This window comes from Paremcibacter congregatus (assembly GCF_006385135.1).
GTDB lineage: Bacteria > Pseudomonadota > Alphaproteobacteria > Sphingomonadales > Emcibacteraceae > Paremcibacter > Paremcibacter congregatus.
The window spans coordinates 3886559-3901528 of record NZ_CP041025.1; the positions used below are offsets into that span (position 1 = coordinate 3886559).

Here is a 14970-nt window from a genome sequence, read left to right on the forward strand (position 1 = left end):
TAATATTCTGAGGCAACATCCTCCTCACGGCGTTTTTTTGCCTCAGAATATATAACCAATTGATGCCCTTAAGAAGAAATTGGTATATGATATTCTAATTATATCATCAGGATAATACTTCACACTCTATACTGAATTTAAGAAGACTTAGGATAATAATGACAGAAAATGTAAGCCAACGGTTCTCGGACTTTGATCAATGGTCTACACAAGCCATGGTTGACGCCATGTATGAAGGACAACTGGTGGCCATAGCCACAATCAAAGGCGCCCTGGAAGCCATTGCTCTCGCTGCAGAAGACGCGGCACCCAGACTTGAAGAAAAGGGCCGGCTTATATATGTGGGTGCGGGCACATCTGGACGCCTTGGTGTACAGGATGGCGCGGAACTGGGCCCCACATTCGGCTGGCCCCAGGACCGGATGGTCTTTTGCATCGCCGGGGGACTGAAAGCGCTCATCGTAAGTGCGGAAGGGGCTGAAGACGCCTTCGATCAAGGCGTTCTGGAAATACAAGAGGCCGACGTCAACAAAAATGACGTTGTGATTGGTATTGCCGCCAGTGGCCAGACCCCCTACACTCTTGGTGCAATCAAGGAAGCCAGATCACGCGGCGCCATGACAATTGGCATTGCCAACAACCCGGGCACTCCTCTTCTGAAGGAAAGCGAATACGCCATTTTGGCGGAAACGGGCAGTGAGCTGATTGCCGGATCGACCCGCATGAAAGCCGGCACCACGCAAAAGGCGATTCTGAATATTCTGTCAACAGCCATCATGTCAAAACTTGGCAGAATTTATAAGGGGTTTATGGTTGATATGGTTGTATCAAACCAGAAACTGGAGACCCGCGCCATCAGTATGATCGAGGATATTACGGGCTGTTCAACGGAAACCGCCCGAACCTCTTTGAAGGTGGCCAATAAAAATATTAAGGTCGCCGTCCTGGTAAGCCTGGGAGAAACTCTGGAAAATAGCCAGGCATTTCTGAAAAAATCCAGAGGAAACCTTCGCGATGCCTTGGCTTTATTAACATCAGACGGGAATCAATAGGCATGCATTCCGAATTAAAAAAAATAGTTTCAAAATGGGATAACTCTTCCCCCCTATATATTCAACTGGCCAATAATTTAAAGCAGATCATCCTTGAAGGTAAAATGGCTTCAGGAGATTCTCTCCCTTCGGAGCGTATGTTGACCGAAATAACTGGAGCATCCCGCGTCACCGTTAGAAAGGCGATCCGCCGCCTGATCGAAGAAGGTCTTCTGTTGAGCCGCCAGGGCGCGGGCACGTTTGTCGCCCCCGCCATCGAACAATCGGGCGAAGAATTGACAAGTTTCACAGATGACGCCCAGGACCGCGGGGAAGAACCGGCCTCTATATGGCTTGTGCGCTCCATAGCCTCCCCGACGGAAGAAGAAGCCCGGCATCTGAAGATCTCCCTTAATGATCCAGTCGTTCGTCTCGGAAGAGTTCGTTTATCGGATGGCGAACCGCTGGCCATCGAACATGCTGTCATCCCGGCGGCTTTATTGCCCAGCCACGAAAATGTCGGCCTTTCGCTTTATCAGGCGCTCGAAAAAATCGGCGTCTATCCTGTAAAAGGCACGCAAAAAATTCGCGCCTCCCTGGCGACCCCAACGGAAGCGGCACTTTTATCCATTCATGAAGAAAGTGAAATTCTTAGAATTGAACGGCATACATTTACGAAAGACGGGACGCCCGTGGAATATACAAGATCCGCCTACAGGGGCGATAAATATGTTTTTGTCAGCTACCTGCATGAATGTATTGATTAACACGGCTGTCTTCACTGATCCGATAAAGGGATGAAGACAACCACCCAGAATAGACTTGGAAATCACTATGTCCGACATCATTGACGCCCTTCAGGAACGGTTCGGAGAAAAGGCTGTACTGACAGCACATCAAATCGCAGAACGCGCCACCGGTTATTGGAACAGCAGTCCCATGACGGCAAAAGCCCTGCTTCGTCCCAAAACAACCGCTGAAGTTTCAGCAATACTGAAAATTTGCCACGCTCACGACCAAAGCGTTTTCACCCATGGCGGCCTGACCAGCTGCGTGCAAGGGACAAAAACAGGCGAAAATGATGTCATTATTTCTCTGGAACGCATGAATTCAGTGGTCGAGGTAGACACCACCTCCGGCACGGCCACTCTGGAAGCCGGCGTTGTCCTGGAGCAGGCGCAAAAAGCCATTGCCGAACAGGGGTTATATCTGCCCCTTGATCTCGGGGCGCGGGGATCCTGCACGATTGGGGGCAATATTGCCACAAATGCGGGCGGTATCAATGTAATCCGCTATGGTATGGCCCGTTCTCTGGTGTTGGGACTGGAAGCCGTTCTGGCTGATGGCACAATACTCAGCTCCATGAATAAAATGTTGAAAAACAACAGTGGTTTCGACCTGAAACAGCTCTTTATCGGCACAGAAGGTACTTTAGGTATCGTCACCCGGGCCGTCGTGAAACTTCAGCCTCAACAAACAACCAAAAATACCGCTCTTGCGGCCCTTCCCGATTTCAACTCTGTACATATATTACTCAATCACATGAAAAATACGGTCGGCGCAAGCCTGTCCGCCTTTGAAATGATGGAAGGGGATTATTTCCGCGCCGTAACCGAACCGGGATGGCACCGCCCCCCCATGGAGCGGGATTACCCCTATTACATATTATTTGAATGCGACGGCAGCGATCCTCAGCGGGATGATGAGCGATTTTCCGAGGTCATCGAAGACGCCTTTGAAAAGGGCTATATTCAAGATGCCGTAATTCCCAAGTCAGAAAATGAACGTCAGGCACTTTGGGGCATTCGGGATGACTTCGAAGCCATTTTACAACCGAAATCGGTTTATCTTTATGATGTCAGCCTGCCTATTCTGTCCATGGCGTGTTATATTCAGGATGTGAAAAACAAACTGGCCCTGTTCCTGCCCGCATCCAAAGTCTTTGTGCTCGGTCATGTGGGGGACGGAAATTTACATTTCTTTGTGCAGCCCCATTCAGAAACACCCGCCGCTCGGGAATTTTCCGATCGGGGAATCTATGAACCCCTAAAAGCCTATGAAGGTGCCGTTTCAGCAGAACATGGCATTGGTTTCGAAAAGAAGAAATGGCTCAGTCAAAGCCGCAGCGCGGAAGAAATTGCTTTGATGCGCCTGCTGAAGGCCACCCTGGATCCTAAGGGAATTTTAAACCCGGATCTTGTTATTGACCAACCAAAAAAACAATGAATGACCAAAGAATAATTTAAATTATGCCATAGCATAATCAAGGAAATCGCCGTGTCCCAGCGTGAAATGCAAACCAAGATGTTTTCAGAAGCCGGAGAAGCCTCTGCTTCGGCTCGAATTTATCTCTCTCGCGCCACTTCTGCGCTCCAGAGAGTGGTCGAAAAAATTCATCTCTTCGACCCTGCTCTGGTCATCACCTGCGCCCGGGGGAGTTCGGACCATGCCGCCACATATGCCAAATATATGATTGAGAAACATCTGGGGCTTCCCGTCGCCTCCCATGCGCCTTCCATGTCATCCCTGTTTAAGCGCCCATTGAAAATGGATCGGGCGCTTTTCATCTGCATTTCACAGTCCGGCGGCAGCCCAGATCTGGTTGAATCGGCCAAACTGGCCCGCCAGCAAGGCGCCTTCACGGTAGCGTTGGTGAATGAAACGGCCTCTCCTCTGGCGGAAGCCTGTGAATATGTCATACCCTTATACGCCGGACCCGAGCTCAGTGTCGCCGCCACTAAATCATATATTTTGTCTCTGGTGGCCATTGCCCACCTGACCGCCTGTCTGTCCCGGGACCAAGATTTATTGGCGGATATTGAAACACTTCCCCAAAAATTGTCCGACGCTTGGACTTTGGAGTGGGGTGCCGCCCTGCCAATTCTTACGCCTGCCCGCAATTTCTTTGTTGTTGGTCGGGGCCTGGGGCTGGGAATTGCACAGGAGGCCGCCCTGAAATTTAAGGAAACATCCGGGCTACATGCAGAATCCTATAGCGCTGCGGAAGTCCGGCATGGGCCCATGGCTCTGGTCGAAAAGAATATGCCTGTCCTGTTATTCGTGCCTCAGGATGCATCCACCAAAAGCTTTGACGTCATCGCTGAAGATTTTATTCAGCGCGGCGCAAAAGTTATCTCCGTCGGCAAATCCTATCGCGGCGCCGTGGTGCTCCCCACCATAGATGGCCTTGCACCGGAACTGTCTGTCATTTGTATGATTCAGACTTTCTACAAACTGGTCAATCGCTTGTCTCTGGAACGCGGCCTTAATCCGGATTCTCCCCCCTCTCTCCGCAAAGTGACTGAAACCGTATGACCGCAACAGGAATATATGCACCGGAAATATTAGTCGATGGCCGTTTTGTCACAGACCACATCGTCCTGATCGAAAAGGATGTGGTCATAAATATTCTGCCAAAAGAGCAATGTCCTGATGGCGTGCCAGTAATTTCATTTGATGACGGGAAGCTTGTCCCCGGTTTCTTTGATATTCAGGTTAACGGTGGCGGAGGTGTTCTTTTTAACGACGACCCCAGTGTCGCCGCTATCAAGGCTATCGGCGCCGCCCATCGTATATTCGGCACCACCATGTTTTTGCCCACCCTGATCAGCGATGATCTTGAGAAGATAGAACAGGCCATTGCGGCCGTTGATGCAGCTATAGATCAGGGCGTTCCCGGAGTTGTTGGCATTCATCTGGAAGGACCTTTCCTCAACGCAGAAAAAAAGGGCATCCACGATGCCCGCAAATTCCGCCGTCTGGATGAGGCCGCCATCCGGCTTTTATCCTCCTTAAGAAAAGGCCGCACCCTGATCACACTTGCCCCGGAAATGACAGATTGCGCCTCTATCGCCAAACTGGCGGCAACGGGCGTCGTCATCGCTGCCGGGCATACCAATGCCACCTATGAGCAGACCCTGGAGGCTGTCAAGGCCGGGGTGAGCGGCTTCACACATCTCTATAACGCCATGTCCCCCTTTCAAAGCCGCGCCCCGGGAGCCGTAGGGGGCGCTTTTGCAACGACAGATACTTTCGCGAGTCTGATTGCCGATGGCTTTCACGTCCATCCCGCCAGCCTCTCCCTTGCCATCCGGACCAAAGGTGTCGCCAAAACTATTCTCGTGACAGACGCCATGCCCACCGTCGGATCTGCACAAAAAGAATTTTGGTTAGGCGAAGAACGTATCACGGCCACAGGAGGCAAATGCGAAAATGCCTCCGGCGTTCTGGCGGGCTCTGACCTCGACATGGCCTCGGCTGTCCGTTTTATCGTCAACAACACGAAATATACGCTCGAAGACGCCTGCGCCATGGCCAGTAAATCTCCGGCCAGTTTTATGAAAGTTGATCACGCGGTCGGCGACATCAAGATCGGGACAAAGGCCAATTTTACCCTGCTGGATAATAACCTGATGGTTTCACAAACATGGATTGACGGCGTAATATTTAAAGGACAAACAAGAAGATGATGTTTTATTTAGGTATTGATGCGGGCGGTTCAAACTGTCGCGCCCGACTGGTAAATTCAGAAGGCACTGTCTCAGGAGACGGAAGTGCTGGCCCGGCCAATATCAGACGAGGCATATCCGCCGCCGTCAGCGCCATTGAAGAGGCCTTTCAGAAAGCCGCCTTTGACGCTGGCCTGAATGATGTTTCCTTATCCGAAATTTCCGCAGCCATTGGTATCGCCGGCTTTTCCATGACCGAAATGATTGACAGCTTACGGCAGCAGCTTTTCTTTTCAAATCTCAAAAGCGTCACCTTTGTGAGCGATGGTGAAATCGCCAATCTGGGCGCCCATGGGGGCCGGGACGGTGGTACGGTGAGTGTGGGAACCGGCGCCATCGGCATTATTAAGCAGGGTCAGAAGCTCACCACGTTGGGCGGACATGGCTTCCCCATCTCTGATTTGGGCAGCGGCGCCTACATCGGGCTTAACGCGCTTAAAGACACACTCAGAGCCGCAGATGGCCTTATCCCCGAGACCGGTCTGACCGTCGAAATATTCGACATTTTCGATAATAATCCCCGAAAAGCGATCACCTTTCAGGATACCATGGCGGCGGCGAATTACGCGGAATTTACCCCGATTGTCATTTCTCACGCTCAAAAAGGGGATTATATTGCAAATAAAATCATGCAAAAATCCGCCCGGCATGTGACAGAACTGATCATGGCAATCCATAGAATGGATGTACCGCGCATATCTCTGACCGGTGGACTGGGCCCCGTACTCCTGTCCTGGCTTGATCCAGAGGTTAAGGAACTGCTTTCTGCGCCTCTGGGAAGCCCTCTCCAAGGGGCCATTGGGTTGGCAAAAGCACATCCCGTGAAAATCAAGAGGTAAAGCCATATGCACCCCCATATCCAGAAACTTCATAACATAGCAGGCAAGACAGATCGGTTGATTATCGGACTGATGAGCGGAACCTCGCTCGACGGACTCGATGTGGCATTATGTCGAATTTCAGGCCAGGGAATGGAAACCGGCGTAGAACTGCTGCACTTCGATACGATTGCCTATGACAAAACCTATAAGGACAAAATCAAAAGCGTCTTTTCCAAGCGTCAGGTGGATCTCCAGAATGTCTGCCTGCTGAATCCCTGGATTGGGGAACTTCACGGTGAAATGATCCTCACCTGCCTGCAAAAATGGGGCCTTGACGCGACCTCTATTGACTTGATCGCCAGCCACGGCCAGACCATTTATCATAGCCCAAAATCTCTGCATCAACTGGCAGATTATTCAAACGCCACCCTGCAGATTGGCGACGGCGATCACATAGCCTGCACAACCGGAATCATCACCTGCAGCGATTTCCGGCAAAAGCATATCGCCGCCGGGGGAGAAGGCGCCCCGCTCGCCGTTTATGGCGATTATCTGCTGTTCAGCAACGCGGCGGAAAATCGCGTGATGCTCAATCTGGGTGGCATTGCCAATTTAACCTATTTACCCAAATCCCTGGACGCGTCCCATGTTTTCAGCAGTGATGTCGGCCCCGGCAACACCATGATGGACGCCTTTGTGCAGCAGCATTGCCCCGGTCAGTATTTTGATGAGAATTCAGCCCTGGCCTTACAGGGAAATGTCCACCCCGGCCTGTTGACTGCTCTTAAATTTCATTCTTTTTTTGATCAGCCACTGCCCAAAACAACCGGACCCGAACTGTTCAATCTCGCTTATCTTCAGGATGCGCGGACAAGATGTGGCGTCAGGGAAATTTCGCCCGCAGATATCATGGCCACCTTAAATTATTTTTCCGCGGAAATGATTGTTCACGCCTTGAATATATGTGTCGACAAACTAGACAGTTACGAACTTTATGCAAGTGGCGGCGGCGTTCAAAACCCCCTGCTGATGAAAAATATCAGGAGTCTGCTCGGTGGTAAAAAAATCCGCTCCACCGCAGATTTGAATATTAATCCAGATGCCAAGGAGGCCGTACTTTTCGCCATTCTCGCCAATGAATGTGTCGCGGGGGGGAAGACTCGATTTGGCAATATGAAAGAAGGTATTCCATCCATCACAATGGGCAAAATCAGTTTCTACGATTAAAGATGGCCGCCGCCCAACCTGTTGCGACGCATGAATTAACATCTGTCAACGGCGTCAGCGGTGCGGCTTTTCCTTAAATAGGGCCTCATCCGGATAAAGCAGATACAGCGTCCGACGCGCCTTGAACTCATCCAAATCCGCTTTCCAGCTTAACCGTATCTCCTCGGCGCTCAGCCCCGCTTCTATCTGTCGCCGAAACAGATCGGTTCCCATCAGCTTGTCCAGCCATTGCGGCCGGTCAAGGAATTTCTCCTCCAGCGCCTTCGCCTTATGATACCAAGCGATCAATATTTCGATATTCAGGCCAGTGACAGAACTAGAACGGAAATCCCGACCGAAAAGTTGTTGCCCCTTTAATTTGGGATCAAGGGCCGCGCCCGGTTTCGGGACCGGGGTAAATTGAAAGCCGCCATATTCAGGCCGGACACCACCCAGTACCTGAAAGGGGAAATCCGTCCCCCGGCCCACGCTGACGGTGGTGGCTTCAAATAAAGCCAGAGATGGGTACAGCTTGATCGCCTTTTGATTGGGTAAATTGGGGGAAGGCTTGACAGGCAGGATATAATCCGTGGCGTGGGTGTAATTTTGCACAGGAATAACCGTCAAATCACATGTCGCCCCATAGGGCAACCACCCTTCCCCGTTGATCATCCGCGCCAGTTCCCCCAAGGTCATGCCATGCAACAGAGGAATGGGATGCATTCCGACAAAGCTTTGGAAGGCCGGCTGCAAAATGGGGCCGTCAATATAGGCGCCGTTGGGGTTGGGACGATCCAGCAACACCAGTGGAATCTTGTTGCGGGCGCAGCTGTCCATGACATAATGCAGGGAACTCAGGTAAGTATAGAACCGCACTCCCACATCCTGAAGATCAAACACCAGAACATCCAGATCGGTTGTATCCTCGGCCGACGGGGATTTTTTCTTGCCATAGATTGACAGGATGGGTAACCCGCTTTGACTGTCCCTGCCATCGTCAACCTTGGCGCCAGCATCTGCGGTTCCGCGAATACCATGTTCAACGGCAAACAGTTTTGTCACCGCGACCCCTTCGGCCTGTAAAACATCAATCAGATGACGATCCTCAACCCGGGAGCTTGGATTGACGATCAGGCCCGCCCGTTTTCCCGCCAGCGCCTGTGTTACCAGATCCAGCCGTTCCGCCCCAGGCACCGCCTCCGCTTCCAGCTGGATCGGCAGATGACCCTGAGCTAGTTGATCACCGGCAAGTATTTGCACCAACGCATTAATGCTGGGACTTGAATAAGCGCCGCTCTGTTCATCCTTCACAGTGTTATAGTTATAGATGGCATAGGCGGCATCAACTTGATTGACAACAGACAGGATATCCGTCGGAAAACGCAAACTGATGAACACCGTTTCCTGCCCCGCCATGCGTGCCATGCGGTGAAGATTTTGCACCAGCTTCAAGCTTTCCGCCGTGTCTTCTTTGCCCCGCCATTCTGTGTCCGTCTTGGCCTGCCAGTCATTCACATCTCCCATACCACCCAGATCCACCGGGCTCGCCGCGGGGGTAATATGACCCGTGATCAACAGATGCGTCGCCGGTGTCTGGTCCTGTGTCGGCATGATGTCCGTGATAATTTCCGGTGTAAGATCCGACAAAGAGGTGCCTTTTATATCAATTCTTTGTTCTGGGAACCGCACCCTCAGAGCCGATAGAAAGGCTTGCGTCACCTCTTCTGTTGGCATAATCACATGAATGGAACGAATGTCGTCGCCGACCACTTTTCCGGCCCGGAGTGTCTTCAGCGCGGTGATAGCGGCGACGGCCAGCTTTCGTTCAACATCCCGGTGCGCCGCCGTCCCGATGGTCTTTTCCGCCTGAATGATTTTTTGACCTAGTGACCGTTCAGCAGTTTCCCGGATGTTGAATTCTTCTTTCAGCCTCAGGATACGCCGCACGCTATGGGTAATGTCCTGTTCCCTGATCTCACCAGCCTCAACCCTGCGGGCAAGGTGCTCGATCAGGGCATCAACATCTTCCAGGTCGCGGGCGGACTGCACCTGGACCGGCATCAATAGAAGATCAATGCCCGCTTTGAGCGCGCTTGCCATAGCGTCTTTGCGGTCCAGCAGGCTGGATATGGCTTTCATATTCATGGCATCCGAGACAATAACCCCGTCATAGCCGAATTCATGACGTAAAATTCCTGTCAGCATCTTTTTCGACAGAGTGGCTGGGGCATAGTGTAAGGATCCGTCCTTTGCCGTAATCTTATCGCCATCTAGTGCCGGGAACTGGATATGGGCCGTCATGATCATGGGCGCCTTCCCCGCAGCGATCAGGCGGGCAAAAGGCCATAAATCCGTATCATAAGACCTTGCCCGGTCATGCCCTACCTGGGGCACCGCAAGGTGACTGTCCAGCGCCGTATCGCCGTGGCCGGGAAAATGTTTTAAAGTCGAGATAACACCACTGTCCATCATGCCCTGGGCCATCTGTCCCGCCAGCGCCGTCACCTTTTCAGGCTGATCGGAAAAGGACCGCACGTTAATCACCGGATTGTCGCGGTTGGTATTAATATCAACAACCGGGGCGTGGTTGACATTTATCCCCAGAGCCATAAGCTCCGCGCCCAAAATGGCGCCAACCTTGCGGGCGAAATCATTTTGTCGTCCCGGCGGCGTGGCTGAAATGGCCATATTACCGGCAAAATTAGTCGCCCAGCTCCCGGGCAACCGCGCCACTTTGCCGCCTTCCTGATCAATGGAGATCAAAAGCGGCACCCCGGACGGAGACCTCAGGCTATGCCGTTGCAACCCATGGGTCAGCCGGACTGTCTGTTCGATGCTGTCAATATTATCCGCAAACAATATCACGCCCCCCAAGGCATGACGTTCGAGAAAACCGGCGACTTCGGCGGGCACTTGTTGCATGGGGGTTCGGCATTCTTCCTTTTCCCCTTTAGGCTCAGAACAGAAATAGCGGAAATCAAGGATGATTTTCTGCGCTATTTTATCCTTGAGCGACATCCGGGAAAGGGTTTCCGACACCCGTTCTTCAGGCGTGCTCTTCGAACTGCAGCCTGCCAACAACATCACGCCTAGCATAAGAATTAGCATCAAGCGGGAGAAAGCAACGGGCAGGACTGATCGGTACGACATATTGAATTTCCACGGACGCTAAAGTTCACTCGTTACCTGTTTGTCATTTCCGGCCAGACAAACCAGAAAGGCACAACCGGTGCCAATACAAAGCTGCCAAGAGAACGCCAACGCCTTCCACCCTTGTGGAAGTCCCAGAACATCAACAATATAGCTCTGTTGCAACAACGTAACCACAAAACCCACCACCAATGCCAGAATAACAGACCGTGGGGAGCCCCGCTTTGTAAACAGGACCGTAAAATAGACCCCCAGCAACCCGGAATAGGAAAACACCATCACTGACAGGGCAAATTCCAACAGGGGCATATTGGTATATTTCTGCCAATAGTAACAAAGCACTGCCATCAGGAATAACCCAATCCCCACGCCCCCCATGCAGATGCGGCCGGCGATAACAAAATGCTTTTCCGCCACCACTGATTTGCTCTCGCGCCAGGGTTTATAAAAATCCTGCACAATCACAGACGACATGGAATTCAGGCCTGAATTGATGGTTGAAACCGCCGCCGCAATCACCCCAATGGTCACCAGTCCCCGCATCCCAGCGGGGAGTTCGGTGAGGATATAATGCATAAATATGGTAATCTTCTCCCCCGCGAATGTCTGATTGGCAGCCGAGGCTACGCCAGCACCCATAAGGTCAGGCCGTTCATAAAAGACATGCAACAATTGACCAATGGAAATGAAGAGCCAGACCACAGGAACGGCAACAATAGCCGAAATCAAAAGCGCCTTCCCGCCCTCATTCTCATTTTTACAGGTCAGCACCCGCTGCGTCATATCCTGATCAAGCCCAAAGGCGCCAATGGACAGCAATGTGAAACCGGTCAAGATTGAAATCAAGGTAAAAGGTTCGGAAAAATTCATCGCCGTGTTGATAAAGCGTAGTTTATTCTGCCCGTCGGGAGCTTGACTGAGACCGGCGAAAATATCATCGGAACTGGCCGGAATTTGGTCCCATAAAAAAAACAGCACAGCGCCCACGGCGATACAGTATATGATAAACTGGATCAGGTCGCTCCAGACAACCGAATTGATTCCACCGAGAAACGTCATCACAAAGCCCAGCGCCATCATGATAAAGGCGGCCATAATGATACTGTCCGCATCCACATTTGAAAAAAGGATCATGGCCACGGCAATGGCCGCCAGATAAAGCCGGGCGCCACTGGCGAACATGCGGCCGATCAAATACATACCGCCCGCGGCCCGCATGGTCGTCGCGTTAAACCTTACTGCCAGAATTTCATAAACCGTGGTCGCCTTATAGTGATAAAATTTCGGGATCAGTATTTTGGCAACAAACAACGCCGCGATCAAGGTTCCGATATTTGTGGTAAGATAGGTGTAGTCGCCGCGAAACCCCTGATCCGGCCCCCCGAGAAAAGTGGCTGCGGATTGCGATGTGGCGAGCACTGATATGGACACCACCCAGAAGGGCATTTTATTGCCACCGAGGAAATAATCCTGCGAATTTTCTGATTTGACCCGGGTGGACATCCAGCTCATCCCCATTAACAGGGCAAGATAGCCCCCGACGATAACCCAATCGAGCAACGCAAAACTATCCGTCATAACAAATCCCTCACCTCACGCATTTTGACTTTTAGAAGAGGAACACCGGTCAAGACGGTTGATACAGCCGGCTATCACAATGTGCGACCGCCTGAAATCCGGCAAACACGTTTTCTAATTTTCTCCCACACCCAAGAAACCGCGAACGGTTCTCTTGGTAAAGGCTGTGTATACACCACTTTCAAGTGGTATGCAACATGAGGAAGATCATTATAACAAATTCTCTTTTAAAAAAGACCGAATTTGAAGAAATTCAAACCTTTCGATAAATATTTTCTCTGAAAAATTCATGACATCGTTTTTTAAAAATGAGTTCAATTTATATTTTTTATTCAAATATTACAAAATGTTAAATGATATATTTCGAGAAATAAAATCTCAGAAAGACATACAATCCCGCAAAATAATTTCGGGTTTTTCGAAGAAAAAATTCCCAAAAAACCTTACAAACCATTTGCTATATGGTATTGTAATTGGTATCTAGTTAATAACTTGAAACGATGTAACAAACTCATCATAGGCCTCTATCTGTACTGCTTGTATCCTCTGGCTATATAGGCGCTTACCCTGTGTCCTTATGATGTTTTCACTTTGGAAGATTCCCATGACAGAAACCCCTGCTCTCCGTCCTGCCAGTACGACCTCAAACGTCATTTTTGGATGTTCAGGGCTTCGCCTCACCCGGGCGGAAATCAACCTGTTCACGGCAGTAAAACCCTGGGGATTGATCTTGTTTTCCCGCAACCTGCAATCTCCGGATCAGGTCACGTCACTGGTCGGAGATTTTAAAGAAGCCATCGGACGAGACGAGGTTATGGTCTTGATTGATCAGGAAGGAGGGCGTGTGTCCCGGCTCCCGCGGGAATTCTGGCGCATCCCCCCAAGCCCGACCCTGTTTGCAGAAATCTATAAAAACGCCCCCCGGGACGCCGAAACCGCCATTTACCTTAATTACCGACTGATCGCTCACGATCTGAAAACGCTGGGCATCAATGTTAATTGCGCGCCAATGCTGGACATTCCTCTGGCGGGCTCCGCCCCCGTTGTCACAGATCGGGCGCTCGGGACCACACCAGAGGGGGTTAGCCAGCTGGCTGTCCAGGCCATCGCCGGCATGAAAGCTGGCGGCGTCGCGCCTGTGATCAAACATGGTCCCGGCCACGGGCGCGCCACAGTCGACAGCCACCATGACGTGCCCCGCGTCGCCGCATCCCTGGAATCTCTTGCTGCCTTTGATTTTATTCCCTTCAAAAACCTGCACAAGGAAGCCATGTTGATGACGGCCCATATTATATATGACGCCATTGATTCCACCTTGCCCGGCACCATCTCGCCAATCATCATCAATAATATCATTCGGTCAGAACTGGATTTTGGTGGTCTGATCATGACCGACGACATTAACATGCATGCTCTCTCCGGGCCCATCGAACAACGGGGCAAACAGGCCATTGCGGCGGGCTGTGATGTCATTCTACACTGCAGTGGCATTCTGGAAGAAATGACCCGACTTGCAGAGGTAGTTCAGGATCTAGAGGGCGCCAGCCTGAAACGGGCGAAAAAGGCAGAATTCGAGGCTTTTGCCGAGGCGGGGGAAATTGATCCGGTCCAAATTCAGGCGGAACTGGACAGAATACTTCACGACTATTTGTGATACGTCCTCGAATTGCCATTATTCCCTGTCGTTATATCCCTCATAGTTCTTCCTCTAAAGGCGAGCGAAAGGGGGAGAATTTTACTATAAATACTTGTAATAGACATTTTATTTTTGATGGTTATTCTAATCTTTTCCATTCGATGGTAATCTTATGGAAATAATAACAATTTCTGCCCTGATTTCAGGAGGAGAGACACGATATATGGATGGGATTTTTTACAAATGAAATTGGAGAGAATTACACCTGACAAAAGCACTGTAACGCCTCTATATATACAGATTGCGAATAACATCCGCACCTATATTACCGACCATAACGTCGAAGTTGGCGAAGCCTTGCCCCCGGAACGGGACCTGTGCCACATGACCGGGACGTCCCGGGTGACCATTCGCAAGGCCTTAAACAAGCTCGCAGAAGATAAAATAGTCCAACGTCGGCAGGGCGCGGGCACCTTTGTTCTGCCCCGGGTTGAACATCTGGGATCAAATCTTAGCGGCTTTACCGACAATGCTCTCAATCAGGGGCTCAGCCCCCAAGCCATATGGATCATGAAAACCTATGGCAGCCCCACCGCCGAAGAAGCTGAAATTCTGAAGATTTCTCAAACAGATAAAGTCGCACGCTTCGGCCGGGTACGCCTATCCGACAACCATCCACTGGCCATCGAACATGCCGTAGTTCCCGCCAAGCTCTTGCCAAATATTAGCGATATATCCGAATCCTTGTATCAGGCACTGGAATCAATGGGCAATCATCCGGTAACGGGCACCCAGCGGGTCAGGGCCTCTTTAGCCAACCCGACCGAAGCAGGTCTTCTGTCTGTCGCGGAAAACAGCGAAGTTCTGCGCATTGAACGACGATCCTATCTGGAAGATGGCACCCCCGTCGAACTGACACGTTCTGCTTACCGTGGCGATCATTATGATATCGTGATGAATCTGGAAAATATTGAATAACATTCCCTCTCACACCCACCGCTAGAACCTCTCTTTCCTGTAAAAAAATGTGGGGAACAGGA

Annotated in this window: 11 protein-coding genes; 9 read left to right on the forward strand and 2 right to left on the reverse strand. The window is 51.0% G+C overall.

What is annotated here, in order from left to right; genetic code table 11:
• Nucleotides 1-158 precede the first annotated feature (158 nt).
• The 7 genes from FIV45_RS17065 (at nt 159) to FIV45_RS17095 (ending at nt 7587) form a co-directional block, all read left to right on the forward strand.
• Entirely contained in the window at nt 159-1052 is an 894-nt protein-coding gene (locus tag FIV45_RS17065; RefSeq protein ID WP_204602205.1) for an N-acetylmuramic acid 6-phosphate etherase, read from the forward strand.
• 2 nt (nt 1053-1054) lie between these two features.
• Entirely contained in the window at nt 1055-1798 is a 744-nt protein-coding gene (locus tag FIV45_RS17070; RefSeq protein WP_099472889.1) for a GntR family transcriptional regulator, read from the forward strand.
• Between the two features lie 67 nt (nt 1799-1865).
• Nucleotides 1866-3257 carry an FAD-binding oxidoreductase gene (locus tag FIV45_RS17075; protein WP_099472891.1) on the forward strand — a complete coding sequence of 464 codons (1392 nt, stop codon included), beginning with the start codon at nt 1866-1868 and terminating at the stop codon, nt 3255-3257.
• A 66-nt stretch (nt 3258-3323) separates the two neighbouring features.
• The gene (locus tag FIV45_RS17080) at nt 3324-4346 is read left to right on the forward strand and encodes an SIS domain-containing protein (protein ID WP_099473110.1); all 1023 of its coding nucleotides are present in this window, start codon (nt 3324-3326) and stop codon (nt 4344-4346) included.
• Entirely contained in the window at nt 4343-5500 is a 1158-nt protein-coding gene (nagA, locus tag FIV45_RS17085; protein ID WP_099472893.1) for an N-acetylglucosamine-6-phosphate deacetylase, read from the forward strand. Before FIV45_RS17080 ends, nagA begins: the two co-directional genes overlap by 4 nt.
• A complete protein-coding gene (locus tag FIV45_RS17090; protein WP_099472895.1) occupies nt 5497-6378 on the forward strand; it encodes a glucosamine kinase nucleotide-binding domain-containing protein in 882 nt (293 codons plus the stop codon). The genes nagA and FIV45_RS17090 overlap by 4 nt, the downstream gene beginning before the upstream one ends.
• A 6-nt stretch (nt 6379-6384) precedes the next feature.
• Entirely contained in the window at nt 6385-7587 is a 1203-nt protein-coding gene (locus tag FIV45_RS17095; protein ID WP_099472897.1) for an anhydro-N-acetylmuramic acid kinase, read from the forward strand.
• A gap of 54 nt (nt 7588-7641) precedes the next feature.
• Here the strand turns inward: FIV45_RS17095 and FIV45_RS17100 are convergent, their stop codons facing one another.
• Together FIV45_RS17100 and FIV45_RS17105 are read right to left on the reverse strand one after the other, a co-directional pair.
• A complete protein-coding gene (locus tag FIV45_RS17100; protein WP_099472899.1) occupies nt 7642-10716 on the reverse strand; it encodes a glycoside hydrolase family 3 N-terminal domain-containing protein in 3075 nt (1024 codons plus the stop codon).
• An 18-nt stretch (nt 10717-10734) separates the two neighbouring features.
• Nucleotides 10735-12294 (reverse strand): sodium:solute symporter, encoded by a 1560-nt coding sequence (locus FIV45_RS17105; protein ID WP_099472901.1) that lies wholly within the window; start codon nt 12292-12294, stop codon nt 10735-10737.
• 604 nt (nt 12295-12898) lie between these two features.
• Here FIV45_RS17105 and nagZ point away from each other — a divergent pair.
• Nucleotides 12899-13948 carry a beta-N-acetylhexosaminidase gene (gene nagZ, locus FIV45_RS17110; protein WP_099472905.1) on the forward strand — a complete coding sequence of 350 codons (1050 nt, stop codon included), beginning with the start codon at nt 12899-12901 and terminating at the stop codon, nt 13946-13948.
• A gap of 225 nt (nt 13949-14173) precedes the next feature.
• On the forward strand, nt 14174-14908 hold the full coding sequence (locus FIV45_RS17115; RefSeq protein WP_099472907.1) for a GntR family transcriptional regulator: 735 nt from the start codon (nt 14174-14176) through the stop codon (nt 14906-14908).
• Nucleotides 14909-14970 lie beyond the last annotated feature (62 nt).